Source organism: Gymnodinialimonas ulvae (genome assembly GCF_037543845.1).
GTDB classification, from domain to species: domain Bacteria; phylum Pseudomonadota; class Alphaproteobacteria; order Rhodobacterales; family Rhodobacteraceae; genus Gymnodinialimonas; species Gymnodinialimonas ulvae.
Window position 1 is genome coordinate 1,213,640 of the sequence record NZ_JBBIFX010000001.1, and the last position, 25,117, is coordinate 1,238,756.

Below are 25,117 nucleotides of genomic sequence, written 5' to 3' on the forward strand. Positions count from 1 at the left end.
GCTCGCCCCGGCCCTCAAATGGACCTATCTTTTGGCAATGGTCCTCAAATTCACCGAAGCCGGTATCTACTGCCCCGCCGCTGACGCCTATATCGACCCCTGGCGTCCGGTGCCGCGCGCCCTGATCACCCATGGCCATTCCGACCATGCCCGTCCGGGCATGGGCGCCTACATGGCGACGGCCGCCGCCGCCCCGGTGATCCATCACCGGCTCGGCGCCGATATCCACATGCAAACCACTGAATTCGGCGTCAGACACCGCATCGGTGATGCCAACATCAGCTTTCATCCCGCGGGCCATGTGCCCGGCTCCGCCCAGATCCGCGTTGAAGTCGGCGGCGAGGTCTGGGTCGCGTCCGGCGATTACAAGGTGATCGACGACGGGCTCAGCGAGCCGTTTGAACCCATCCCTTGCCACGCGTTCATCACCGAAAGCACCTTTGGCCTGCCGATCTATGACTGGCCCGACCAAGACGTGCTGGCCCGCGATCTCAACGCGTGGTGGGCCGGTTGCGTGGCCGAAGGAAAGCGCGCCGTTCTCGGCGTATATGCCCTCGGCAAGGCACAGCGCATCCTGCGCCTGCTCGATCCGGGCATCGGCCCGATCCTGACCCATGGCGCGGTCGAGGCCACGAACACCGTGTTGCGCGCGCAGGGCCTGCAACTACCCGATACGATCCGGGTGACCGACGGGATCGACGCCAAATCTCACCCCAATGCCATCGTGCTCGCCCCGCCATCGGCGCTTGGGTCTGCAAGGATGAAGCGCTTCGGCGCAGTCTCAACCGGCTTTGCCTCGGGCTGGATGCGGCTGCGCGGGGTGCGCCGCCGCCGTGCCGCCGATCGCGGCTTTGTCGTCAGCGATCACGCCGATTGGAAAGGCCTTAACTGGGCCATAGCGCAAACCGGCGCCGAGCGCGTGTTCGTGACCCACGGCTACACCGCGCAGTTCCGCCAGTGGTTGGCTGAGCAAGGCTATGACGCGGGGATAGTCGAGACGGAATTCGGCGGCGAAGACCTTGATGAAGCAGAGGAAACCGTCGCATGAAACCCCTGTCCCTGGCCGACCGTTTCTTTGTTCTTCAGGCCCGCACCCTCGAACGCGCCGCCCTGCGCTTCGTTGCTCCGCAACGCATCCTGCGCGTCCTGTTCGCCCTCATCGCCCGAATCGGCGGACGGCTGCCGCGCGGCATGATCCCGATCCGCGACCGGCACGGCGCGCTCTGGTTCCGTCCCGATGCCGTCGCCCGTGATGCCCCCGTCATCCTCTATATCCACGGCGGCGGCTTCACCATCGGCGGCCCCCGCACCCATGCGGCGTTGGTCGGGGCCCTGGCCAAGGCGGCCGGCATGCGCGCCGTTGCCGCAAGCTACAGGCTGGCCCCCGAACACCCGTTTCCCGCCGCCCGCGACGATGCCATTGCCACCTATGCGCGCCTGGTAGAGGCCGGAACGCCCCCCATCGCCATCGCAGGCGACAGCGCGGGCGGTTGCCTGTCGCTCAGCGTTTTGCAACATGCGCGTGATATGGGCTGGCCATTGCCGAAAGCTGCCTGCCTGATCGCGCCCATCGGGGATCTATCCGGCTCGGTCGAGGCGCGATTTGGAGAGGCCGAAAACGAGATCCTGATCCCACCGCAATGGCCCGCGCGCATCCGCGAGGTCTATCTGCGCGGCCTCGACCCCACCGCACCGGAAATCTCCCCGCTTTTGGGCGATCTTTCTGGCCTGCCCCCCACCCTGATCCAAGCCGCGACCGGCGAAGCCCTGGCCCAAGACAGCGCCCGCATCGTCGCCGCGATGGATGACGCCACGCTTGATCTCTGGCCCGGCCTGCAACATGTCTGGCACCTGCACGCGGGCCGCGCCCCCGTCGCCGACCGTGCCATCGCGCAGCTCGCCGACTTCATCAAATCGCACGCATGAAGGACTTTGCCGCCCTTTTCACCACGCTGGACCAGACAACCAAGACCAGCGCAAAGATCGAGGCGCTTGCCGCCTATTTTGCCGCCGCACACGAGGACGACAAGATCTGGACCATTGCGCTTTTGTCCGGGCGCCGCCCGCGGCGCGCAATCACCACCACCAAATTGCGGGAATGGGCTGCCGAACGCGCAGGCATCCCGCTGTGGCTGTTCGAGGCCTGCTACCCCGTCGTGGGCGACCTGTCCGAGACCATCGCGTTGGTCCTGCCGGAGCCGAAATCGCGCATCGAAAAGTCGCTCAGCGCGTGGATCGCAACGCTGCGCGGTCTCGACACCGCAGATGAAGACACGCGCAAGGCCGCCATTCTGCAGGCCTGGGACGGGTTACCGCCGATCGAACGCTTCGTGTTCAACAAGCTGATCACCGGGGGCTGGCGCATGGGGGTCAGCCAGAAACTGATGACACGCGCATTGTCCAAGGCCACCGGGATCGAGGAGGCCGAACTGACCCACCGCCTGATGGGCGATTGGTCGCCCGACACGGTCTCGTGGGACAGTTTGATCGAAGCGCCCGATCCGACGGCCGACCTGAGCCGTCCCTATCCGTTCTACCTCGCCTACCAACTGGAGCAGGAACCACATGAACTTGGCGACGTAAGTGATTGGTTGGCCGAGCGAAAATGGGATGGCATTCGGGGACAATTGATCCTGCGCGGCGGCGAGCGATTCTTGTGGTCGCGGGGCGAAGACCTGATGACCGACCGCTTCCCGGAATTTGCGCAGCTCATCGATTTTCTACCCTCCGGCACCGTTTTGGACGGCGAAGTTCTGGCCTATGATCACGCGGCTGAAGCCCCGCTCAGTTTCAACAAGCTGCAACCGCGCATCGGGCGCAAAACCGTGCCGAAGAAGCTCCTGGCCGAGGCGCCCTGCATCCTGATGGCCTATGATCTTCTCGAATGGCAGGGGGCGGACCTGCGCCAGACCCCGCTGGCCGACCGGCGCGCCATCCTCGAAGAAACCATCGCCACCCTCCCCGCCGACTTGCCGATCCGCATCTCTCCCCGCATCAAATCCGATGCTTGGGACGGGCTCACCCAGGCCCGCGCGATCAGCCGCAATATCGGCGCCGAGGGGCTGATGCTCAAACGCCTGAACGCGCCCTACCTGGCCGGTCGCAAGAAGGGCGATTGGTGGAAATGGAAGGTCGATCCGCTGACCATCGACGCGGTGATGATCTATGCGCAAGCGGGCTCGGGACGGCGCGCGACACTTTACACCGACTTCACCTTCGCCGTTTGGAACGGCAACGATCTTGTGCCCTTCACCAAGGCCTATTCCGGCCTGACCGACGCGGAGTTTCGCGAAATCACGGCCTGGGTGCGCAAGAACACCACCGACCGCTTCGGCCCGGTGCGTGCGGTCAAACCGCACCATGTCTTCGAGATCGCCTTCGAGGGCATTCAGGCCAGCCCCCGCCATAAATCCGGCGTCGCGTTGCGCTTTCCCCGCATGGCCCGTTGGCGCAAGGACAAGCCGCTGGCCGAGGCCAACACGCTCGATGATCTGAACCAAATGCTGGAGACATATGGGTGATCTCCGCTGCATTTGCGGCCACTCTCGCCTGCACCCCGGCTCTGGCCTGCGTAACCTCTGATGGCGGACGGCCTGGTACCGACCGGGTGATCTGCAACGGGTTCGCCCTCCTGGAACAGGTCACTGCAAGCGGCAGCTCAGCGGATTTTCAGAAGCTGACCGCCGACCTCAGGGCAGCGATGGCGTTTCTTGCCCAAGCGGATTGAACGCGCAGGGGCGGGCAGCGGCACGGCCTGGCCCCTCAACTCAAAGGGCGTTTTGTGGTATAGATGAGGGCACCGAACCCCTGACCTGGAGGATTTGGAAGATGCTTCAAAGCGATATCACCCAATACGCCCACGCCCTGTTCGTGGCCCATGGCGACAAAGCCGAGGCCGAAGCGGCACAAAAGGCGCGCAATGCGCAGAATACCGCCGAAAGCCGTAAGTGGGATCAGATCCGGCTCCACATCAAGGAATTGCGCGGCGCGCGGCAAACCTGACCCGCGTGAGGCAAGGCGCGCCGGCACCCATGGCGAGACAGCTCAGGCGACGTCGCCCACCGCAACGGGCCGTTGCCCCGCGGCCCATTCCCGCGCGGCCTCGCCAAACGCGGCAAACAACGGCTGGCTGACCGGATCATCGGCGGCGCGGTATTCGGGATGCCATTGCACGGACAAGGTGAAGCCAGGCGCGTCGGCTATATAGATCGCTTCGGGCGTGCCGTCAGGCGCATGACCGTCAATCACCACACGGGGGCCGGGCACCTTGATCCCCTGCCCGTGCAGCGTGTTGGTCATCACCGTGCGCGCACCAAGAAGTCGATGGAAGGGACCGTTGTCGCCAAAGGTCACCTCATGGCGCAGGGCGAACTTCTCCTCCATCGTGCCATCGGGCGGCATGCGGTGGTTCATCCGACCCGGCAAATCCCGGATCTCGGGATAAAGCGAGCCGCCCATGGCCACGTTGACCTCTTGGAATCCGCGGCAGACGCCGAAAAACGGCTGCCCCCGCTCGACGCAAGCCCGTACCAGCGCCAGCGCCAGCTGATCGCGCGCGCGATCCATGGTGCCGTGCGCTTCGGTATAATCCTCACCATATTCCTCGGGATGCACATTCGGACGCCCACCGGTGAACAGGAACCCGTCACAGACCTCCAGAAGGTCGTCCAGATCAATGAACCGCGGATCGGAGGGGATGATCATCGGCAAACCGCCAGACACCTCCGCAATGGCTTCCGAATTCATCGTACCGCCCGCATGGGTCGGGTACTCATCGTTGATGAGGTAATGATTTCCAATGATGCCGATAACGGGACGAGGCATAAGACCCCCAACGTTGCATATGAAAGATTACCTAACCCTGAAGCGTGGCAAGGAAAAGGCATTGTAACGCGCAGACCGCCCCGCATTTATGCACATGCCGCAAATTCCGGCAGATCAACGCCCGAGAATCCGCAAATACGGACGCTGCTCAAAACAACAAGGACACCGGGCGACCGGCATGCCGGTCCCACCTTGTCATCTTGTCAAAAAGCCTCGCGGGACGGTGCCCTAGGTCGACCGAATGCTGCGCCTCCGACATCCGCCCCATCCGGCGCCTCAATCCGGCAATTTCGCCGTCACTTCGATCTCGATCTTCATGCGCGGATCTTGCAGGCGCGCCGCGATCATGGTCGCTGCCGGTCGCGCCTCGCCCAACCACGCGCGGATCACGGGCCAACAGGCCTCCCAATCGGCCGCATCAGGCAGGAAGTAGCTCACCCGCACCACATCAGACATGTCCGCTCCGGCGTCGCGCAACGCTGCGTCGATATTGCGAAACGTCTGCTCGGCCTGCGCCGCGATATCCTCCGCGATCTCCATGGTTGCGTAATCGAACCCTGTCGTGCCCGCGACGAAGACCCATCCGTCCTGCACCACCGCGCGGCTGTAGCCGATCTCTGCTTCGAACGGCGACCCCGACGAAATCAGGCGTCTCATGCACGCGCCTCGAAGCCCGCGGCCTCGATCCCCGCAACGGCCACCTCTGCATCCGCCTCGGACGTGTCGCCCGTGACGCCAACCGCTCCCACTACAACCCCGTCGCGCAGCACCAGAACACCGCCTGGCACCGGGATCACCTTACCGCCATAGGCGCCGTTCACAGCGGCCATGAAATACGCTTGCGTCTCGGCACGGGCCATCTGAGCGCTGCCGGGCATCCCCAGCATCACCGCGCCATAGGCCTTGCCGCGCGCGATCTCGAACCGGCCGGGCGCGGCCTCGTCCTCGCGCTCGAAGGCAAGCACATGGCCACCGGCATCCAGCACGACAACGGACAGTGGTCGCAAGTCCATCTCGCGCCCCTTGGCGCGGGCGGTGGCAATCATGGTTCGGGCGGCTTCAAGGGTAATCATGGCGGCTTTCTCCGGCTTGGGTTGCGTCTTTTTCACCGACCCGCCGCGCCGGGGCAACCGGCTTTGCGCCCCACCCACAAGGCGCGATCACGGGGCTTTCATTGGCACCTCGCGCCCACGTCGCTATCGTGACACCCATGATCGCCCGCCTGCTCCCCCCTTTCGCCACCGCGCGCCTGCCGCGACGGCGCAGCCTGCTCAAGGCGTTGCACTGGGCTATCATCCCGTTTTTCATCTGGTTCATGTTCGCCGATCCCGACGCGCTGCGCCGGATGGGGCCCGGCTGGTTCCAGCTGCATTCCATCAACGGCCTGATCTTCGTGACGCTGGCGCTGATCTGGACGGCGACGCATCTTCGCAAAGGTCTGGCCTCCCGCCCGGGCCCGAAACTGCCGCCGCTTGCGCGGCGTGTGCATCCGCTCCTTCACAAGACCCTGATCTGGGGGCTGTTTCTTGTCGCGCTTGGCGGGTTTGGCCTTGGCCTGACCTCGGCCGTCCTGCTGCGTGCGGGTGGGGTGTTGCCCGTCGCGCCTCCGCTTGATTTGCCGCAGGCCCATGCAATCGTGTCGTGGCTGCATGTCTACCAATTCTACGCGCTGGCCGTGATCGTCATCGCCCATGCGGGATTTCATATCTGGCGTCATGTCTGGCTGCGTGACAATGCGCTTCGGATCATGGCGCCGCGGGTGCTGCATCGCTATCTATAGCACCGAGACCTGTCGTTTGACGGGTTGAGTTGCGCGGCCAGTCGCGAAATGGTGGTGCACGCGCCCTGTTCCACGGCAAGAAGAGCCCGCCCCAATGTCCGACACGTTCGACAACCTGCCTGAAACCGCCCGCCCGGGCGACGAGCATCGATTTCCTTGTTCGAATTGCGGCTCGGACATGCGCTTTGCACCGACGCAGGGCAAGCTGATCTGCGATCATTGCGGCCATGAAGAGCCCATTGACGTGCCCGAGGATCAGGCCGGAGTGGCCCTGGTCGAGAACGATTTCGAAGCCGCGTTGCGGGGCCAATTGTCGGCGATGGAAATCGAGGAGACCCGCGTTTCGCAATGCCCGTCCTGCGGCGCGCAGGTGCAATTCGATGCCGACACACACGCCAAGGAATGCCCGTTCTGCGCTACGCCCGTGGTCACCGACACCGGCACCCACCGTCACATCAAACCCAAAGGTGTGATCCCGTTCCAGCTTGAGGAACGCGACGCGCACAAGGCCATGGACCGCTGGCTTGGCAGCCTGTGGTTCGCGCCCAACGGGCTCAAGGACTACGCCCGCAAAGGCCGCTCGCTCGACGGGATCTACGTCCCGTACTGGACCTATGATGCCGATACCGCGACCTCGTACCGGGGCCAGCGCGGGACGGCCTATTACGTCACCGTTACCGGCGCTGACGGCAAACCGAAACAGCAACGCCGCATGCGCTGGACCCGCACGCAGGGCCGCGTCAGCCGGTTTTTCGATGATATTCTGGTGCTGGCCTCGCGCTCGCTGCCCAAGCGTTACACCGATGCGCTGGCGCCATGGAACCTCGCCGGTCTGGCCGAATACAGGCCGGAGTTTCTGTCGGGCTTCCGCGCCGAGGGCTACACGGTCGAGCTTGACGAGGGCATGGCCGAGGCCCGCCGGATCATGGACGCGCAGATCCGCCGCGACATCCGCCGCGACATCGGCGGCGATGCGCAGCGCATCGATGCCATGAACACCCGTGTCGACAACACGACCTTCAAACATATCCTGCTGCCGGTCTGGATCGCCGCCTACAAATACCGCGGAAAAAGCTATCGCTTCGTAGTGAATGCCCAATCCGGCAAGGTGCAGGGTGAACGCCCCTATTCCGCGATCAAGATCGCCATCGCGATTGTTCTGGCGATCGTTCTGGCGGCGGCCGTGATCTACGGAATGGAGCTGGCCGACGTCTAGGCCCGCCGTACGAACGTAAACAGCCCCGCGCAGACGCGGGGCTGCCGTCGACCTCCAATCGAGGTTGCAATCAGAAGGCCGTCTTCCGACGCCGCCGCGCCACGAGACCTAGCCCCAGCACTCCCGCGCCCAGAAGCGCCAGGGACGCCGGAAGCGGCACCGGAGCCACCTCCTGGGTGAAACTCACGTTGTCCACGAAACTCGACCCGTTGTTGTCGGGCCGGTCGCCGATCGATAGGAAAAAGCTCGCAATCCCGCTGCCCGACACGCTCAGCGCGACCGCGGAATTTCCGCTCACCTCGCCAGTCTCGTCAAGCAGGTTGCCGCTGGCATCAAACGCCTGCAGGTTGAAGATGTCGAGATCACCGCCGCTGTCGCCAGCTACCAGGCTCAGGGCAGAAACCGTGCTGCCCAGGAACGTGCCACCGAACGCGCCACCGCGGGGAAAGCCGCCGAACGGCGGCACGGCTGCGCGCAGCGTGTTGCCGGATTGCCCGGGCCCATTGGCACCAAAGGAGCCGACCTGCATCTGCTGACCGGGTTCACCCGCCTGAAAACTTACACCGCCAAAATCAAAATCGGCGTCGTAGAATCCGCCGAAACTCTCGAAATCCAGCGATACGGTGCTTGCCTGGGCCGCGCCCCCCATGGCGCAGAAGGCCACAACAGCTGCCGCGATATAATTGGAAATTCCCATACTATCGTTCCCCTTTTATGGTTCGTTTGGAGGCCGGACATAACGTCCCCGTCAACAAGAACGTGAGGCGCGCCGCCAAAGTTTCGCAAATCACCTGCTTTTTTTACTGACCCAACACCGGCGGCCCTGTTTTCCCGGTCCTCTCCTGAAAATGCGTGCCTATGAACCGTGGGCCGATAAACTATGGAATGTCAGCGCGCTTGCCGTTACCGCTATCACCGCATGGCCGCGACCCGGTCATATCAGACGACGACCATTGGAGCCCGACGATGATCCTTTGCGCTGGCGAAGCCCTGATTGACATGCTGCCCCGACAGACCGAAGGCGGCGAGGCGGCGTTCGCCCCCTACCCCGGCGGTTCGGTGTTCAACACCGCCGTAGCACTGGCGCGGTTGGGGCAACGGGTGGAATTTTTCACCGGCCTCTCCAGCGACCTGTTCGGTGAGCGGCTGGCCGGTGTGCTGACGGCCAATGGTGTCGGCAGCGCGCTTGCTCACCGCTCGGACCGGCCTACGACGCTGGCGTTTGTGACCCTTACCGATGGGCAGGCCAGTTACGCCTTTTACGACGAAAACACCGCCGGTCGGATGCTGACCGATGATGATCTGCCCGCGATCCCAGAGGCGGCAAAGGCCTGTTTCTTCGGGGGGATTTCGCTCGCCGTTGAGCCCTGCGCCGAGGCTTATGCCGAGATGGCCGACCGCGCCTCGCAAGGCCATGTCGTAATGGTGGACCCCAACATTCGGCCAAGCTTCATCCGCGATGAGGCCGTGTTTCGCGCCCGCATGGACCGCATGCTGGCCTCCACCGATATCGTGAAGGCCTCCGACGAGGACCTGCATTGGCTGCTGGGGGAAGAAACCGGCCTGCCGATGCTGGCCGAGCGCATGTTGACCAAGGGGCCCGCGCTGGTTCTGGTCACGCAGGGCGGCGATGGCGTCACGGCGTTCCACGCGGGCGGCGAGGTTCATATCGACGCGCAGATGGTCGAGGTCGTCGATACCGTCGGCGCGGGCGACACGTTCAACGCGGGCGTTCTCGCGGGGCTTTCAACGGCGGGTGCGCTCGACAAGGGGCAGATCCGCAAGGGCCTGAGCGACGAAACGCTGCGCGAGGCGATGACCCTCGGTGTCAAAGCCGCCGCCGTCACCGTAAGCCGCGCGGGCGCAAACCCGCCCCGCATGGACGAGCTTGCATGAGGGCCCTGATCCAGCGTGTATCTGAGGCCAAGGTCGAGGTTGCGGGCGATCTTATCGGCCAATGCGGGCGTGGGCTTCTGATTCTGATTTGCGCCATGCAGGGCGACACGGAGCTCGAGGCCAACAAGCTGGCCGCAAAAATCGCCAAACTGCGCGTCTTCAAGGACGAGGCCGGCAAAATGAACCGCGCGCTCGTTGATGTGTGCGGAAGCGCCTTGGTCGTGAGCCAGTTCACCCTTGCGGGCGACACCTCCCGCGGCAACCGTCCCGGTTTTTCCACCGCCGCCCCACCGGAGCAGGGCGAACAGCTCTACCTCCATTTCGCCGCTGCCCTGCGCGCCCTTGACGTGCCGGTCGAGACGGGCCGCTTTGGCGCGGAGATGGCTGTCCGCCTGACCAACGATGGCCCCGTCACCCTCTGGCTCGACACCGACGGCTGACGTTCTTTGCGTGGCACGCCACTGCCGCCACGCACAGCGCCCCTTACCCGATCCGTGCGATTTGCCGTTCGCTGACATAGAAATCGAGCCGTTTCAAAACCGCCCAAAAGACCGGCAGTTTTTAGATAAGCCTCTGCAACATCTATAAAAACACTGGCCCTTTCGCTCAGGCGCACCTCTGTTAGGGTGAGACGCTTGGAGGAGCAATGACCGACAACAGCCGATTTTTCGACGAAATGACCGGCGGGCACGCTCAGCCCCGCACCCCCTACGCGACCTATGATGCGTGGTTCCAATCCGAAGACATGAAGGAGCTCCGGCGCAAATCCGCAGACGCCGAAAGCTTTTTTCGCCGCACCGGCATCACCTTCAACGTCTACGGCGCCGAAGAGGCCGATGAACGCCTGATCCCGTTTGATATCGTGCCGCGGGTGATCGCGGCGCGCGAATGGGCGCGGCTTACGAAAGGCATCGAACAGCGGGTGCGCGCGATCAATGCGTTTCTCTATGACATCTATCATCGGCAGGAGATCCTGCGCGCGGGCCGTGTTCCGCGCGAATTGATCGACCGCAACGAGGCGTTCCTGCCGCAGATGATCGGTGTCTCGCCCCCCGGCGGGGTCTACACCCATATCGTCGGCACCGATCTGGTGCGCACCGGCGAGGACGAGTTTTTCGTGCTCGAAGACAACGCCCGCACCCCCTCCGGCGTCAGCTACATGCTGGAGAACCGCGAGACGATGCTGCAGATGTTCCCTGAGCTGTTCAACCAGATCAAGGTGCGGCCCGTGGGCACCTACCCCACCAGCCTGCGCCGCTCGCTTGCAGCCTGCGCTCCCATGGCGTGTGACGGCGATTGCACCGTCGCGGTGCTGACCCCCGGCATCCATAATTCCGCCTATTTCGAACATGCGTTTCTTGCCGATCAGATGGGCGTCGAGCTTGTCGAGGGGCACGATCTGCGCGTCGTGGACGGGCGCATCGCGATGCGCACGACCGAAGGATACAAGGCCATCGACGTCCTTTACCGCCGTGTCGATGACGATTTCCTCGATCCCCTGAACTTCAATCCAGACAGCCAGTTGGGCGTGCCTGGCATCATGGATGTCTACCGCGCGGGCGGCATCACCATCGCCAATGCGCCCGGCACCGGGATCTCTGACGACAAGGCAATCTATAGCTATATGCCCGATATCGTCGAGTTCTACACCGGCGAGCGGGCGATCTTGCAGAACGTTCCGACCTGGCGCTGCTCCGAGGCCGACAGCCTCGCCTATGTGCTCGATCATCTCTCCGAACTGGTGGTCAAGGAGGTGCATGGCTCGGGCGGCTACGGCATGCTGGTGGGGCCCGCCGCCTCGAAGGCGGAGATTGCGGCTTTCGCCAAGAAGCTTCGGGCCCGTCCCGACAATTACATCGCGCAGCCCACGCTTGCGCTCTCGACCTGTCCGATCCTCACCTCAAAGGGCCTCGCACCGCGCCATGTCGATCTGCGCCCCTTTGCGCTGATGTCGCCCGAGAAGATCACGCTCACGCCCGGCGGGCTCACCCGTGTGGCGCTCAAGGCAGGCTCGCTGGTGGTGAATTCCAGCCAGGGTGGCGGCACCAAGGACACCTGGGTGTTGGAGGACTAGGGCGATGTTGGGCAAAACCGCAGGCGGCCTGTTCTGGCTCTTCCGCTACCTTGAGCGCTCGGAAAATACCGCGCGATTGATCGAGACGGGCTTTCGCATCGCCCTGACCCGGCCCGCAGGGTCCGATGACGAGTGGCATTCCGTGCTGCAAACCGCCGCCGTCGATCAGATCTACGCCGCCAAACACGGCGATGTGGATCAGGAGAACGCCATCGATTTCCTTTTGCGCGACAAGGACAATCCGTCTTCCGTCCTGTCCTCCATCGCGGCGGCGCGCCAGAACGCGCGGCTGACGCGCACCGCGCTGACCCGCGAAGTGTGGGAGGCCATCAACGACACCTATATGGGCCTGAAAGACACCCTCGCCGGCCCCGTCGCACCAAGGCGTTTGCCCGAGGTTCTGGCCACCATCCGGCAGCATTCGGCGCTGGTGCGGGGCGCGATGCATGGCACGATGCTGCGCAATGACATTTTCGATTTTTGCCGATTGGGCACGTTTCTTGAACGCGCCGACAACACTGCGCGGATCCTTGACGTGAAGTATTACGTGCTTCTGCCGTCGGTCACGCAGATCGGATCGGACCTCGATAATGTGCAATGGGAAACGATCCTGCGCTCGGTCGCGGGCGCGCGCGCCTATCGCTGGCTCACCCAAGGCGACATCACGCCCAAGGGCATCGCAGATTTTCTGATCTTCGATTCGCGCATGCCGCGCGGGCTGAGGTTTTCCGTCGGCAAGATCGCATCGAACCTGGCCTATCTCGAAGAAAGCTACGGCCAGCGTCATTCCTGCCACGATCAGGTCGACGTGCTTCAGGCCCGGCTGCAACACGCCACCGTCGATGATGTCTTCGAAGAGGGCCTGCATGAATTCTTGACCGAAATGCTGAACGATCTGGGCCGCCTCGGCGGGCAGATCGAGCAGGATTACCGGTTTCTGGGGTAACGGATATGCAACTTTCGATCCAACACACGACGACCTACCGCTTCGTCTCGCCTGCGCAGTACGGGCTGCAACAATTGCGCCTGACGCCCAAGGATCACAATGGGCAATCCGTTGAAATGTGGGACATGCACGTCGAAGGCGGGCAGATCGAGACCTCCTTCTCGGACCAGAACCGCAACACGGTCACGCTGGTGTCCTTCGCCCCGGACGCCACCGAGGTGACGATCGCCTGCAAGGGTGTGGTCGCGACCGGTGACACCGCGGGAATGATCGGTAAACACGCGGGCTTTGCGCCGCTGTGGTATTTCCAGCGTAGCACCGACCTGACGCGGCCCGGGCCAAATGTTCAAAGCCTGATCAAAGACTTACACGACGACATTGAGGAAGACCTGCCGCGCCTGCATGCCCTGTCCGCGCGGGTGCGCGAGACCGTGTCCTACGAGATCGGGCGCACCACGTCCCAAACAAGCGCGGAGGGTGCGATCGAGATTGGCGCGGGCGTGTGCCAGGACCACGCGCATATCTTCCTGTCTGCGGCCCGCGCGCTCGGCCATCCGGCGCGCTACGTTTCGGGCTACCTGATGATGGATGACCGCGTGCATCAGGACGCGTCCCATGCCTGGACCGAGGTACATGTGCCATCCCTGGGGTGGGTGGGGTTCGACATCTCCAACGGGATCTCGCCGGACCCGCGCTACGTACGCGTAGCCACCGGCCTTGATTACGCCGAGGCCGCGCCGATTGCGGGCATCCATTACGGTGCGGAAGGCGAGGCCATGGCCGTCGACATTCAAGTGGCGCAACAGTAAAGCAAGGTTAACGAAGCGGTGTTACAAAGGCCGCCATGCCTACTGGGGCCATTATTGCTGGGGAACGTCGGGCCATGACCTATTGCGTGGGGATGAAGCTCAATCGCGGGCTGGTGTTCATGTCGGACACCCGCACGAATGCCGGTGTCGATAACATCAGCGTTTTCAAGAAGATGTTCCAATGGGAGGTCGCGGGCGAGCGCTCGATCACCCTGATGACGGCGGGCAATCTGGCGACCACGCAGGCCGTGGTCAGCCTGCTGAACGAACGCGCGCTGCCGGCCGAGGAACGCGGCACGTTGTCGATCGTCGAAGCGCCTTCGATGTTTCAGGTCGCACGGCTGGTGGGCGAGACGCTGCGCGAAGTGATCGCCGATCAATCAGGCATCGAGGGGCCGCAAGCCGACAGTACCTTCGGCGCGACACTGATACTGGGGGGGCAGGTGCGAGGCGGCGAGCCGCGGATGTTCCTGATCTATCCGGAAGGCAATTTCGTGGAATCTTGCGCCGACACATCGTTTTTCCAGATCGGTGAGACGAAGTACGGCAAACCCATCCTCGTGCGCGCTTACGACCCCGAAATGCGATTCGAGGAAGCGGTGAAGCTCTTGCTGCTGAGCTTTGATTCGACGCTGAAGGCGAATTTGAGCGTCGGGATGCCCTTTGATCTTCACCTCTATGAAACCGACACCTTCCGCCATGGACAGATCCGCCGGATCGAACAGGACGATGCCTTTTTCGCAGAGATCTCATCAGGTTGGGGTGAAAAGCTGCGTGAAGCCTTCGACACGTTGCCGGACTTCTCACTGGACTGACAAGACCAAGGCTGCCCCCGGATCTGCCGCCGCCGGAGCCAATTCTGCAAGACGAAACGGGCTCCGACCCAAGCTTAGTGCGTCACGTCGTGCGTGTGGATCCAGCGGTAGCGGTTGGCCACCACATGCGGCGCGTACCGGGAGGCCAGGCGAAGCGCGCTATGCGCGGCAAAGCGGAGCGGTCCGGGCCGAAGGTGGTAATTGGCGGCGTTGTCATTGGCGGCCTCGACCACCCGCGCGGCACGCGGTTTGCGCAGGGCCTGGTATTGAGCGAGCGCGGTGGACGTCTCGGCTTCGTGGGTCAGGCAACGGACCACGGTGTAGGCGTCTTCCAGAGCCAGGTTCGCGCCCTGCGCGAGGAAGGGCAGCGTTGGGTGGGCCGCATCACCCAGAAGCGCCAGCGCATCGGAATGCCAGCTTTTCGCAATTGGGTGCCGGAACAGGCCCCAAAGATTTGGCACTTCAATTTTGGTCAGCAGGTCTCTGATTTCAGGGCAAAAATCGGTGAATGCCGCGCGCAGGTTCTTAGGGTCGTCCGAATGGTTCCAGCCCTCCGCCGCCCATTGATCCCGCTCTTCCACCGCCACGATATTGGTCAGCGCACCACCGCGCAGCGGATACCGCACAAGGTGGCGGCCCGGGCCCATGAACACATGCGCCTCAGTCGGCAGATCGCCGCTCGGCACGGTCGCCCGCCACGCAACCTGACCGGTGAAGAAGGGTTTCGTGCGCGGGTTCAGCGCCAGGCGCGCGGCAGAGCCCAGGCCATCGGCGGCCAGTGTCAGGCCATGGCGCTCCGTCGTGCCATCGGCAAGGCTCAGCACATTACCCTCCGGCTCGGGCGTGACCTCCGCGACCCGAACGCTGAGGCGGATCGTGACGCCGGCGTCCCCGCAGGCCGCGTGCAACACATCAATCAGGTCGGCGCGGTGGACCAGGTGGAACGGCTCTGTCAATTTCATCGCAAAGACCTCGGCGCCGCGCCGGAAGTCGCGCAGCCGCACGGCGGTGGATCGGGGCGCATTGGCCGCGACGGCCTCAGCGATCCCAAGCGCCTCAAGCACAACCCACCCGTTGGGCGAGATCTGAAGGCCCGCGCCGACCTCGGTGATTGCGGGTGCCTGTTCTAAAACCGTAACGACCGCACCGCGCTGCGCGCAGGCCAGCGCGACCGCGAGCCCGCCGATGCCGCCGCCAATCACGGTGATGGGTTTGCCGATCAACACGGGCCTGAACCTCCAAAGAAAAAGGGCATCCCCCGTTCACCGGGATGGATGCCCTTGCATTGTGCGTTTGACCAAGCGGTCAGTCGTCGCGGTGGACCTTTTCGCGGCGCTCGTGGCGCTCCTGCGCTTCAAGGCTCATCGTGGCGATGGGGCGCGCGTCCAACCGCTTCAGGCTGATCGGTTCACCGGTCACTTCGCAATAGCCGTATTCGCCCTCTTCCACGCGGCGCAGTGCCTGGTCGATCTTGGCGATTAACTTGCGCTGACGATCGCGGGTGCGCAATTCCAGCGCGCGATCGGTCTCTTCGGAGGCACGGTCGGCCACATCGGGAATGTTGCGCGTGCCATCCTGCAACGTGGTGACGGTCGAACGGCTTTCGTCCAGCAGATCATCGCGCCAACTCAGCAGCTTGCGACGAAAATACTCCAGCTGAAGCTCGTTCATAAACGGTTCATCTTCTGCCGGACGGTAATCCTCCGGCAGGAAAATCTCTGCTTTCATTGTGCTCCCCTCGAAGGGGCTGGTGTCGTTCATGGTGTCTTGCCCTTGCCAGTCCATGCAGCCCTTGAGCGGTCGATTACACGGGCGCGCGCGCTTTGTCACGTCCAGAAACAGCCGTTTACACTATCAAGTGCGATAAATCTGAAACGGTCGCTCTTTGCGCGGCACAAACACGGATTTCCTCATGCTATGCGTGACTTGCGTTTCGTGTGCCCAAGCCATACCCGTCATCGCAGGCCGACTTTCGCGGGGGAGCAAGATGCAGTTTCAGGGCACCGAAGACTATGTCGCAACCGACGACCTGACCGTTGCGGTCAACGCAGCCGTCACGCTCGAACGCCCGCTCCTGGTCAAGGGAGAGCCCGGCACCGGCAAGACAGAGCTGGCCCGTCAGGTGTCGCAAAGTCTCGGCCTGCCGATCATCGAATGGCACATCAAATCGACCACCCGTGCGCAGCAGGGGCTATACGAATACGATGCCGTAAGCCGCCTGCGTGACAGTCAGTTGGGCGAGGAACGCGTCCATGATGTGCGCAACTACATTCGCAAGGGAAAACTCTGGCAAGCCTTTGAGGCGCAAGAGAAATGCGTCCTCCTGATCGACGAGATCGACAAGGCCGATATCGAGTTTCCCAATGACCTTCTGCAAGAACTCGACCGGATGGAATTCTTTGTCTACGAGACCGGCGAAACCGTTTCGGCCAGCATCCGGCCCATTGTGATCATCACCTCCAACAATGAAAAGGAACTGCCCGACGCGTTCCTGCGGCGGTGTTTTTTCCACTACATCCGGTTCCCCGATGCCGACGTGATGCGCAAGATCGTTGAGGTCCATCACCCCGGGATCAAACAGGATCTTCTGACCACGGCGCTCACGCAATTCTACGAGATCCGCGAACAGCAGGGGTTGAAGAAAAAGCCCTCAACCTCCGAAGTCCTCGATTGGCTGAAATTGCTTCTGGCCGAGGACCTGAGCCCCGAGGATCTGCGCCGCGACGGGGCCAATGCGCTGCCGAAACTCCATGGCGCACTGCTCAAGAACGAGCAGGATGTGGCGCTTTTCGAACGGCTCGCCTTCATGGCCCGCGCGCAGCGATAGCGCACCCGCCTGCCGAGGGTCATGGCCCATGCGCCACAGGAGGCGCAGCAAATGCACCCGCCCCCTACTCCGCTGCCCGATTCCTGCCATAATTCGGAAACATTGTGCGGCGGAGCAGCGTGCCCGCACCCGAATTTAAGGTATTCACACTTTGACGAAATCGTTCGACATCCGCCCCCTCGGGCGGCGGGATCGGCCCGATTGGGGCGTGCTTTGGCGGGGATATCTCACCTTCTACGACGCCGATATCGACCCCTCGCACGATGACGTCTTGTTCGAACGGCTGCTTGATACGAACCGTGCGAACATGCAGGGCTGGATTGCCGCGGATGCCGATGGGCTGATCGGTCTGGTGCATATCATCGTGCATGCGCACACGTGGCGGGCCGCGGATGTGACTTACCTGCAGGACCTCTTCGCATTGCCCCGCGCGCGGGGAACCGGCGTCGGGCGGGCGTTGATCGAAACCGTCTATGCCGATGCCGATGCGTCCGGCCGACCGATTGTCTACTGGATGACACAGACCACCAACACGACCGCGCGCACGCTTTACGACCGCGTCGCGCAACCCACTGACTTCATGAAATATTCCCGAGCGTGAGGCACCTGACGTGATCCGTTTCCTGACCCGCCTGATCCCCGTCGCGGCGCTTGCGCTGTCCGCCTGCATGCCCACAAGCGGCACGGATGTCGCCGAACGCCGCGCTGCAGCCCTGCCCAATGCCTTGCCGCCGATGAACACCTTTGCGCAGGCCCGCGCCCCCGCGCCGTCGCGGTCCAACAGCTCGGTTGCGGCGGATTTTCTCGACCTCAGCTTCCAGATGGAATCGGGCCGTGTGATCGAGCGCATGAGCCGCTTCGAGGGGCCCGTGACGGTGGCGATCACGGGGGCCGTGCCCGCCTCGATGAGCCTTGATCTGGATCGGTTGCTGGCGCGCCTGCGCGCAGAGGCCGACATCCCGATCAGCCGCGTCTCCTCGGATGCGTCGATCACGATCGAAACAATGCCGCGCGCACGCATGCAACGGGTCGTGCCGCAGGCCGCCTGCTTCGTGGTGCCGCGTGTCAGTTCCTGGGCAGAATTCCGGCGCAACCGCTCGGGTGGAACGCTCGATTGGACAACGCTTGAAACCCGCGAACGCGTCGCCGTCTTCATCCCGTCCGATGTGTCCCCGCAGGAGATGCGCGACTGCCTGCACGAAGAAATCGCTCAGGCCCTCGGCCCGCTCAACGACCTCTACCGGCTGTCCGACAGCGTCTTCAACGATGACAATTTCAACGCGGTTCTGACCGGCTTCGACATGCTGATCCTGCGCGCCTATTACGACGCGGGCCTGCGCTCGGGCATGACGCGGGGCGACGTGGCCGAACGGCTGCCCGCAATCCTGTCGCGGCTCAATCCCTCCGGCGGCTCTGCCGTGGGCGGGGGGCGCGGCTCGGTGACGCCCCGACCCTGGATTTCCGCGATTGAAACCGCACTTGGGCCGGGCTCATCGGATGCCGCGCGCGTTCAGGCCGCCGAACGCGCCGTGCGCCTCGCCCGGCAGCAAAACTGGAACGACACCCGGACCGCCTTCGCCTATTTCGCGTTGGGTCGCCTGACGCTCAGCCGCGATGTCGAAGCGTCCATCGAAGCGTTTCAGCAAGCCTCCGGCATCTTCGACCGCGTCGCGCCGGGCGGCATCCAATCGGCGCATGTCGATATGCAACTGGCCGCCTTTGCCCTGTCCTCGGGCCAGGTCGAAGAGGCCCTCGCGCTGACCGCGCGCGCGATGCCAGCGGCCACGCGGGCACAGAACGCATCGCTCCTGTCGACGCTTCTCATGATCCGGGCCGAGGCGCTCGACGATGCCGGCCGCCCGTCCGAGGCACGCTCCGTTCGGCTCGACAGCCTCGCCTGGGGCCGATATGGCTTTGGCGGTCAGGCTGCGGTCGGCGCACGGCTGACCGAAGTGGCCGCGCTTTCCCCGCGGCGATAACGTCTGGGGCATGGCATGCTGAATTTCATCGGGGCCGGGATCGGCATTCTGCTTGGCGCGGCTCTGGCATGGCGGCGCAAGGGCAATTGGCAGGATATGGCGCAATGGGCTGCCGTCTTTGCGCTGATCGGTTTTCTGATCGGCACGATCGTGATGCTGGTGGTTCCCGCGCCGCAATAACACGGCCCCTCCTCCAGCCAAAGGCTGTCCTCGCAGCCGTCCCATCGTGGTAAATCAATCGTTAACCAGAATTCGTTTTTCGTTATGTTTCAGGTGAATAACCTAAGGTAGCACGCGTGCTACCACCGTATTTTCCCGTTCGACCCCATTGTGTAACCGCGCTACACTCGCGTCATGTTCCTGCCGTTCTTCGAAACCCTCCGCGCCGCCCGCATCCCCGTTTCCCTCCGCGAATACCTCGCGTTTCTGGAGGGGATGAGCCGTGGCCTCGTGACCTATGACGTGGACGGCTTCTACTACCTCGCGCGCACCGCAATGGTGAAGGATGAACGCCACCTCGACCGCTTCGATCAGGCCTTCGCCCATGCCTTTTCAGGCCTTGAGGCGATCAGTTTCGATGACGTGATGGACGCCACCGAGATCCCCCGAGAATGGCTCGAAAAACTCGCCGAAAAGCACCTCACCGAAGAAGAACGCGCCGAGATCGAGGCGATGGGCGGCTTCGAAAAGCTGATGGACACTCTGCGCCAGCGCCTCAAGGAGCAGGAAAAACGCCATCAAGGCGGGTCCAAATGGATCGGCACCGCAGGCACCTCGCCGTTCGGCGCCTATGGCTACAACCCCGAGGGCGTGCGCATCGGCCAAAATGAATCCCGCCACCGCCGCGCTGTAAAGGTCTGGGACAAGCGCGAGTTCAAGAACCTCGACGGCGACATAGAATTGGGCACGCGCAACATCAAGGTCGCCCTCAAACGCCTACGCCAATGGGCCCGCGACGGCGCGGCGGACGAACTGGATCTGGACGGCACGATCCGCGCCACCGCCGAACAGGGCTGGCTCGACGTCAAGACCCGGCCGGAACGCCGCAATGCCGTAAAAGTCATCCTTTTTCTCGATGTCGGCGGGTCGATGGACGACCATGTAAAGGTCGTGGAAGAGCTGTTCTCCGCCGCAAAGGCCGAGTTCAAGCATCTTGAATATTACTACTTCCACAATTGCCTTTACGAAGCCGTCTGGCGCGACAACCGCCGCCGCTGGTCCGAACAGATCCCGACCTATGAGGTGATGAACACCTACGGCCCCGACTACAAATGCATCTTCGTGGGCGACGCCGCGATGTCTCCCTACGAGATCGCCTTTCCCGGCGGAGCGAACGAGCATTGGAACGAGGAAGCCGGTCAGGTCTGGCTGCGACGCGCCCGCGCCCAATGGCCCGATCACCTCTGGATCAATCCCACGCCCGAGCGTCATTGGCGCTACACGCAATCGACGCAAATGATCGCCGAGATTTTCGAAGGGCGCATGGTGCCGATGACGCTCGAAGGGATCGACCGGGGCATGCGCGAGTTGGGCAAATAGATGATCCTGGAAGCCACACCGCCGCTGTTTTCACCGGACGAATTTCGCGCACGACAAAGCCGTGCCGTCCGCGCATTGAAGGACGCCGGGCTTGATGCCGTGCTGCTGTTTGCGCCCGAAAGCATGTATTGGCTGACCGGCTATGACACGTTCGGATTTGCAATGTTCCAGGCGATGGTGCTGGACGCGGACGGGCGTGTCGATCTGCTGACCCGCCTGCCCGATCTGCGGCAGGCACAGAACACCTCTGTCATTCCCCACGCGCAGATCCATGTCTGGCGAGAGCATCAGGGCGCAAATCCCGCACTCGATCTGGCCGAGCTTCTGGCCGCACTGGGTCTCGCGGGCAAACGCATCGGGTGGGAAACGCGCACCGCCGGGCTGACCCATGCCAACGGGCTGGCCATCGCCGCCGTACTCCCCGACCTGATCGAGGCCTCGGACCTGATCGCGACTGTGCGCAGGGTGAAATCCGACAGTGAAATTCAGATGATCCGAAACGCCGCCGCGATGAGTGATGCAGCACTCGATGCGGCCTTGGACGCCACCGCACCCGGCGCGTTCGAGGGCGATATCCATGCCGCCATGCAAGCCGCGATCCTGTCGATGGGCGGCGAGCCTGCGGGCAATGAAACGGTGATCGGATCCGGGGCCAACGCGCTGTTGTGCCGATCCTTTGCCGGACGCAGGCGCCTGGCCGAGCGCGATCAATTGACGCTGGAATGGTCGGGATCGGCGGCGCGCTACCACGCCGCAGCGATGCGCACGATCGTGATCGGGCCGCCCTCGCAGCAGCACCGCGCCATGCACGCCGCGTGCGAGGAAGCGTTGGAGGCCTGCGAAGCCGCGATCCAGCCGGGTCGTCCGATGGCGGAGGTCTATGACGCCCATGCAAAGGTCTTCGATGCGCGCGGTTTTGGCCATGCCCGGCTGCAGGCTTGCGGCTATGGGATGGGGATCGCCTACAACCCGATATGGGTGGAATTTCCGATGTTCTACGAAGCGAACCCCGTCCTGATCGAAGAAAATCAGGCGTTCTTCCTGCACATGATCCTCATGGACAGCGCCGCGGGCCTTGCCATGACGCTCGGCCATACGCTGGTCGTCGGGTCCGGCGGAGCCACCCGGTTGTCGCGTTATTCAACCGATCTGCTTGCGGTCTGACGCGCGCCGCATTGCCGAACCCGCCCGGCGGACCCATATCAGACCCATGTTGAAGCTGACCCCCATCGTGCTGGCCGTGGGCTATGGCCTGATCATGTATCTGTTCTCATCGTGGCGGACGAAGCGCGAGCTTGATGCCCGCTCGACCGAGCTGGCGGATGCGACGCTGAAACAGATCACCGACAAATTCGCCAGTGTTCTGGACGTCGATCGGATCCGCGTGAACCTCTATGAGGTTGATGCCGTCAACGGACTGGCCGCGCCGGACGGGCGCATCTTCATCACCCGCGGGTTTTACAATCGTTACCGCGCGGGTGAGGTGTCGGCCGAAGAAATCGCCACCGTCATCGCCCACGAGTTGGGCCATGTCGCACTTGGCCATGCACGTCGCCGGATGATCGACTTTTCCGGCCAGAACGCTGTGCGCGCGGTGCTGGCCGGTGTGTTGGGTCGGTTCATCCCCGGCATCGGGCCGTGGATCGGCGGGCTTGTCGCGTCGCTTCTGGCGGCGCGGCTGTCGCGGCAGGATGAATATGAGGCCGACGCCTATGCCTCTGCGCTACTGGTGTCCGCGGGGATCGGAACCGCGCCGCAAAAATCGCTGTTTGAAAAGCTTGAAGGATTGGCCGGGCTCCCAGGTGGCGGGGCTCCCGCATGGTTGATGAGCCATCCCAAGACGGCGGAGCGGATTTCCGCGATTGAGGCGCTTGAGACCCGCTGGCGCGAGAACGGCCAGCCGGAATAGCACGCGGCGGCTGTCCCGGGGTGCTGCCGCTGACCCCAGCATATTTCAGGAACAAATAGAGGGAGGCTCAGCGCGAGAGGGCCTTGCCCAGGCGCGGCAGGCGCGCGCGTTTGAGCAGCGCGCGAAGTGGCAGAACCTGACCCGACAGCCGCTCCGCCTCGGCATGGGTTGCGGTGACGGCGTCTTGCACCGGGCGCGGATCGGCCAACCACATCTCCATCAGGGTCGCGTCAGGGGGCCGCGCGACGACATTGTGTCCGGAGAGTTCGCGCGCTGGAAAATCGCGCAGGTTCAGGGTGATGATCGTCTCGGCGCGCGCCGCGACGGCGGTGGCCAGCACATGGATATCGGCCGGGTCCGGGAGCCACAGCGGCGCCTCGTCTCCGGGCGGCGTCAGGGCCGCGGGGAAGCGCGTGTTGGCCCGCGCGATCTCGGCATCGGCCAGCGCCGCATCGGGCGGACCGCCGTTGCGGGCGGCGGCCCGGCGCCATTCCTCCAACAACCGCTCGGACCAGACCGGCGCAAACAGCCCGCGCTCGGCACAGCCCAGTAGGATCTGCCGCAGGACAGTTGGATAGAGCACGCAGGCGTCGAGAACCGCGATCATAGGCGGAACGCGATGGCCTTGAGGTAGCCCGTGTCGCTCAGGCTGGGGTGCACCGGATGATCCGGCCCCGCAAACCCGGTGTGCAGGATGCGTGGCGCACGGCCCGCCCGCCCGATCCCGCGGAGGCAGGACGCGCGGAACTTGTCGAGGCTCGCGGCGTGCGAGCAGGAACACAGGATCAACGTGCCGCCCTCGACCACAAGCGGCGCGGCCAGCCGTGCAACGCGCTCATACGCGCGCAAGCCCTTGTCGAGCGCGGGCTTCGACGGCGCGAATGCCGGCGGATCCGCAATCACCAGATCGAACTGCGCGCCCTCACCAGCCAGCGACTCCATTGTGGTAAACGCATCGCCCGCGCGGATGGACAGGCGCCCGCCCGCGCCCATCGCCGCGGCGCCCGCCTGCGCCAGATCGAGCGCTCGAGCGGAGGCATCGACGGCCAGCGCCTGTGTCGCACCGGCGGCCAGCGCGGCCAAGGCAAAGCCACCCACATGGGAGAACACGTCCAACACCCGCGCGCCATTGGCCAGGCGGGCGGAGAAGGCGTGGTTCGGGCGTTGATCGTAGAACAGGCCGGTCTTTTGCCCGCCCATCACGTCGGCCATGTAGGTGGCCCCGTTCATCGGCACGGGGATCGGACCCTCGGGGGCCGCGCCGGTCAAAACCGCCATCTCTTCGGGCAGCTCTTCCAGCGCGCGCGCGCGCGAGGTTCCGTTCTTGATGATCGTGGTGCAGCCGGTGACATCGGTCAGGATCGAGACCAGATCGTCCATCCGATCCTCCAGCCAAACCGCGTTGGGCTGCACCACCAAGGTGTCGCCGAAACGATCCACAATCAGGCCAGGAAGGCTATCGCCCTCGGCATGGATCAGACGGTAAAACGGCCCATCATAAAGCGCATCGCGCAAAGCCTGCGCGCGCGTGATTTTCGCGGCCAGCCAATCGCGGTCGATCACCGCGTCGGGGTTCGGATCCAGAATACGCAGGCCAATCCGCGCGCCCACACTGGCCACGCCGACGCCAAGGGGCTGCCGTTCGGCATCGTGCAACACGGCCAAAGCCCCGGAAGGGACGGCTTTTGAGCGGCGATCGAGCACAAGATCATCGGCCCACGCCCAAGGGTGGCCATGGCGGATGCGGCGGGCATCGGCCTTGGGTTTCAGGCGCAGAACGGGCAAAGGGGACGCTGTCATGGCGTCCCCTCTAACGGGTTCTTCAGATGGGGAAAAGGCTCAGCGCGCGACCGCGCTCACCAGAACGCTCGGCGTCACTATGCCGACGAATTCCGCCTCAACCCAATCTTCCAGGCGGCGCGTAATGCGCAACCGCTGCGTCAGACCGGCGGCATCGGCCTCGACCGCGTCATTGCCGCCAAGGGCCGGAAACGTCAGGTCAAACGCCTCGGGACCGGACAGGATTACGCCGGTTTCCGCATCCACAACGGTCATGATGAATTCGATCTCCTGCTCGCTCGGCAGGTTCGAATAGCGCACGCGCTGCGTCTGGGCATGGAACCGGGTCATGCGGATGTTGACGATCACCGGGGTCGTGCCGGTGACCTGCTCGAACGCGCCGTTCAGCGCTTCGGTCATCAGATCATCCACTTGCGTATGGCGGTCGCCGATCGGATCTTCGCGCCAGACAATATCGGCGCGCGGCTTGATCGTATTGGCCTCACTCACCGTCAACGTGCGCGGCACATCGACATCCACGCCGACCACATCCCAATCCTGCAGCACCATATTGTCCACAGCCGGGGGTGGGCTGTCGAAGGCCAAATCGCGCGACACACCGGTGCTGCCAACGCAGCCCGCAAGGACCAGAACGGAGCCAACAAGCATTGCGGGGATGAAACGAACTTTCATCATGGGACTTCTCCTGCACGCCAGATGCATG

At 63.7% G+C, this 25,117-nt stretch carries 29 protein-coding genes; 20 read left to right on the plus strand and 9 right to left on the minus strand.

The annotated features are described in order from the left end of the window. The first annotated feature begins 37 nt into the window (after positions 1-37). From V8J83_RS05765 to V8J83_RS05785, 5 genes are all read left to right on the plus strand, one after another. Positions 38-1,048 carry a ligase-associated DNA damage response exonuclease gene (locus tag V8J83_RS05765; protein WP_339984374.1) on the plus strand — a complete coding sequence of 337 codons (1,011 nt, stop codon included), beginning with the start codon at positions 38-40 and terminating at the stop codon, positions 1,046-1,048. Further along, positions 1,045-1,926 carry an alpha/beta hydrolase gene (locus tag V8J83_RS05770; protein ID WP_339984376.1) on the plus strand — a complete coding sequence of 294 codons (882 nt, stop codon included), beginning with the start codon at positions 1,045-1,047 and terminating at the stop codon, positions 1,924-1,926. Before V8J83_RS05765 ends, V8J83_RS05770 begins: the two co-directional genes overlap by 4 nt. Further along, positions 1,923-3,521 (plus strand): ATP-dependent DNA ligase, encoded by a 1,599-nt coding sequence (locus V8J83_RS05775; protein ID WP_339984378.1) that lies wholly within the window; start codon positions 1,923-1,925, stop codon positions 3,519-3,521. Before V8J83_RS05770 ends, V8J83_RS05775 begins: the two co-directional genes overlap by 4 nt. Then, positions 3,518-3,727, plus strand: a complete 210-nt coding sequence (locus tag V8J83_RS05780) for a hypothetical protein (RefSeq protein WP_339984381.1) — start codon at positions 3,518-3,520, stop codon at positions 3,725-3,727. The genes V8J83_RS05775 and V8J83_RS05780 overlap by 4 nt, the downstream gene beginning before the upstream one ends. A 101-nt stretch (positions 3,728-3,828) precedes the next feature. Continuing rightward, positions 3,829-4,002, plus strand: coding sequence for a hypothetical protein (locus V8J83_RS05785; protein WP_339984383.1), 174 nt, complete (start codon positions 3,829-3,831; stop codon positions 4,000-4,002). Positions 4,003-4,044: 42 nt separating this feature from the next. On the opposite strand, the gene V8J83_RS05790 is transcribed toward V8J83_RS05785, so the two are convergent. The 3 genes from V8J83_RS05790 to V8J83_RS05800 all read right to left on the minus strand — a co-directional run bounded on the left by V8J83_RS05790 (position 4,045) and on the right by V8J83_RS05800 (position 5,897). After that, a complete protein-coding gene (locus V8J83_RS05790) occupies positions 4,045-4,824 on the minus strand; it encodes a gamma-glutamyl-gamma-aminobutyrate hydrolase family protein (RefSeq protein WP_339984385.1) in 780 nt (259 codons plus the stop codon). A gap of 276 nt (positions 4,825-5,100) precedes the next feature. After that, positions 5,101-5,481: a RidA family protein gene (locus tag V8J83_RS05795; RefSeq protein ID WP_339984387.1), complete on the minus strand. Its 381-nt coding sequence runs from the start codon at positions 5,479-5,481 to the stop codon at positions 5,101-5,103. Then, complete coding sequence (locus V8J83_RS05800; RefSeq protein ID WP_339984389.1) at positions 5,478-5,897, minus strand: GlcG/HbpS family heme-binding protein; 420 nt, start codon at positions 5,895-5,897, stop codon at positions 5,478-5,480. Before V8J83_RS05800 ends, V8J83_RS05795 begins: the two co-directional genes overlap by 4 nt. A gap of 137 nt (positions 5,898-6,034) precedes the next feature. Between V8J83_RS05800 and V8J83_RS05805 the strand changes: the two genes are divergently transcribed. Further along, positions 6,035-6,604 carry a cytochrome B gene (locus tag V8J83_RS05805; RefSeq protein ID WP_339984391.1) on the plus strand — a complete coding sequence of 190 codons (570 nt, stop codon included), beginning with the start codon at positions 6,035-6,037 and terminating at the stop codon, positions 6,602-6,604. Between the two features lie 94 nt (positions 6,605-6,698). After that, positions 6,699-7,820, plus strand: coding sequence for a TFIIB-type zinc finger domain-containing protein (locus tag V8J83_RS05810; RefSeq protein ID WP_339984393.1), 1,122 nt, complete (start codon positions 6,699-6,701; stop codon positions 7,818-7,820). 70 nt (positions 7,821-7,890) lie between these two features. Here the strand turns inward: V8J83_RS05810 and V8J83_RS05815 are convergent, their stop codons facing one another. Beyond that, the gene (locus V8J83_RS05815) at positions 7,891-8,517 is read right to left on the minus strand and encodes a PEP-CTERM sorting domain-containing protein (protein ID WP_339984395.1); all 627 of its coding nucleotides are present in this window, start codon (positions 8,515-8,517) and stop codon (positions 7,891-7,893) included. A gap of 269 nt (positions 8,518-8,786) precedes the next feature. On the opposite strand from V8J83_RS05815, the gene V8J83_RS05820 reads away from it, so the two are divergent. The 6 genes from V8J83_RS05820 to V8J83_RS05845 all read left to right on the plus strand — a co-directional run bounded on the left by V8J83_RS05820 (position 8,787) and on the right by V8J83_RS05845 (position 14,360). After that, positions 8,787-9,716, plus strand: a complete 930-nt coding sequence (locus tag V8J83_RS05820) for a carbohydrate kinase family protein (protein WP_339984397.1) — start codon at positions 8,787-8,789, stop codon at positions 9,714-9,716. After that, the gene (dtd, locus tag V8J83_RS05825; RefSeq protein WP_339984399.1) at positions 9,713-10,156 is read left to right on the plus strand and encodes a D-aminoacyl-tRNA deacylase; all 444 of its coding nucleotides are present in this window, start codon (positions 9,713-9,715) and stop codon (positions 10,154-10,156) included. The genes V8J83_RS05820 and dtd overlap by 4 nt, the downstream gene beginning before the upstream one ends. Positions 10,157-10,362: 206 nt before the next feature. Next, positions 10,363-11,790 (plus strand): circularly permuted type 2 ATP-grasp protein, encoded by a 1,428-nt coding sequence (locus V8J83_RS05830; protein ID WP_339984401.1) that lies wholly within the window; start codon positions 10,363-10,365, stop codon positions 11,788-11,790. Positions 11,791-11,794: 4 nt separating this feature from the next. Next, positions 11,795-12,736 (plus strand): alpha-E domain-containing protein, encoded by a 942-nt coding sequence (locus V8J83_RS05835; protein WP_339984403.1) that lies wholly within the window; start codon positions 11,795-11,797, stop codon positions 12,734-12,736. Positions 12,737-12,741: 5 nt separating this feature from the next. Next, positions 12,742-13,545, plus strand: coding sequence for a transglutaminase family protein (locus V8J83_RS05840; RefSeq protein WP_339984406.1), 804 nt, complete (start codon positions 12,742-12,744; stop codon positions 13,543-13,545). 74 nt (positions 13,546-13,619) lie between these two features. Next, a complete protein-coding gene (locus V8J83_RS05845) occupies positions 13,620-14,360 on the plus strand; it encodes a proteasome-type protease (RefSeq protein WP_339984408.1) in 741 nt (246 codons plus the stop codon). A gap of 74 nt (positions 14,361-14,434) precedes the next feature. Here V8J83_RS05845 and V8J83_RS05850 read toward each other — a convergent pair whose 3' ends face one another. Next, positions 14,435-15,586, minus strand: a complete 1,152-nt coding sequence (locus V8J83_RS05850) for an FAD-dependent monooxygenase (RefSeq protein WP_339984410.1) — start codon at positions 15,584-15,586, stop codon at positions 14,435-14,437. 79 nt (positions 15,587-15,665) lie between these two features. Next, positions 15,666-16,088, minus strand: a complete 423-nt coding sequence (dksA, locus tag V8J83_RS05855; RefSeq protein ID WP_339986004.1) for an RNA polymerase-binding protein DksA — start codon at positions 16,086-16,088, stop codon at positions 15,666-15,668. 259 nt (positions 16,089-16,347) lie between these two features. Here dksA and V8J83_RS05860 point away from each other — a divergent pair, with 259 nt between their 5' ends. The 7 genes from V8J83_RS05860 (at position 16,348) to V8J83_RS05890 (ending at position 22,614) form a co-directional block, all read left to right on the plus strand. After that, complete coding sequence (locus V8J83_RS05860) at positions 16,348-17,187, plus strand: AAA family ATPase (protein ID WP_339984412.1); 840 nt, start codon at positions 16,348-16,350, stop codon at positions 17,185-17,187. 151 nt (positions 17,188-17,338) lie between these two features. Next, positions 17,339-17,788, plus strand: a complete 450-nt coding sequence (locus V8J83_RS05865) for a GNAT family N-acetyltransferase (protein WP_339984414.1) — start codon at positions 17,339-17,341, stop codon at positions 17,786-17,788. 22 nt (positions 17,789-17,810) lie between these two features. Further along, positions 17,811-19,166 (plus strand): DUF2927 domain-containing protein, encoded by a 1,356-nt coding sequence (locus tag V8J83_RS05870; protein WP_439649775.1) that lies wholly within the window; start codon positions 17,811-17,813, stop codon positions 19,164-19,166. 15 nt (positions 19,167-19,181) lie between these two features. Then, entirely contained in the window at positions 19,182-19,346 is a 165-nt protein-coding gene (locus V8J83_RS05875; RefSeq protein ID WP_339984419.1) for an apolipoprotein acyltransferase, read from the plus strand. A gap of 174 nt (positions 19,347-19,520) precedes the next feature. Then, entirely contained in the window at positions 19,521-20,705 is a 1,185-nt protein-coding gene (locus tag V8J83_RS05880; protein ID WP_339984422.1) for a vWA domain-containing protein, read from the plus strand. After that, the gene (locus tag V8J83_RS05885) at positions 20,706-21,869 is read left to right on the plus strand and encodes a M24 family metallopeptidase (RefSeq protein ID WP_339984424.1); all 1,164 of its coding nucleotides are present in this window, start codon (positions 20,706-20,708) and stop codon (positions 21,867-21,869) included. A gap of 46 nt (positions 21,870-21,915) precedes the next feature. After that, complete coding sequence (locus V8J83_RS05890) at positions 21,916-22,614, plus strand: M48 family metallopeptidase (RefSeq protein WP_339984426.1); 699 nt, start codon at positions 21,916-21,918, stop codon at positions 22,612-22,614. Positions 22,615-22,681: 67 nt separating this feature from the next. On the opposite strand, the gene V8J83_RS05895 is transcribed toward V8J83_RS05890, so the two are convergent. Genes V8J83_RS05895 through V8J83_RS05905 form a run of 3 tightly spaced genes read right to left on the minus strand, consistent with a single transcriptional unit; the run spans position 22,682 to position 25,089 of the window. Then, on the minus strand, positions 22,682-23,221 hold the full coding sequence (locus tag V8J83_RS05895; RefSeq protein ID WP_339984428.1) for an RSP_2648 family PIN domain-containing protein: 540 nt from the start codon (positions 23,219-23,221) through the stop codon (positions 22,682-22,684). Continuing rightward, complete coding sequence (locus V8J83_RS05900; protein WP_339984430.1) at positions 23,218-24,414, minus strand: RSP_2647 family RNA methyltransferase; 1,197 nt, start codon at positions 24,412-24,414, stop codon at positions 23,218-23,220. The genes V8J83_RS05895 and V8J83_RS05900 overlap by 4 nt, the downstream gene beginning before the upstream one ends. Positions 24,415-24,453: 39 nt before the next feature. Beyond that, complete coding sequence (locus V8J83_RS05905) at positions 24,454-25,089, minus strand: DUF6778 family protein (protein ID WP_339984433.1); 636 nt, start codon at positions 25,087-25,089, stop codon at positions 24,454-24,456. Between the last annotated feature and the right edge of the window lie 28 nt (positions 25,090-25,117).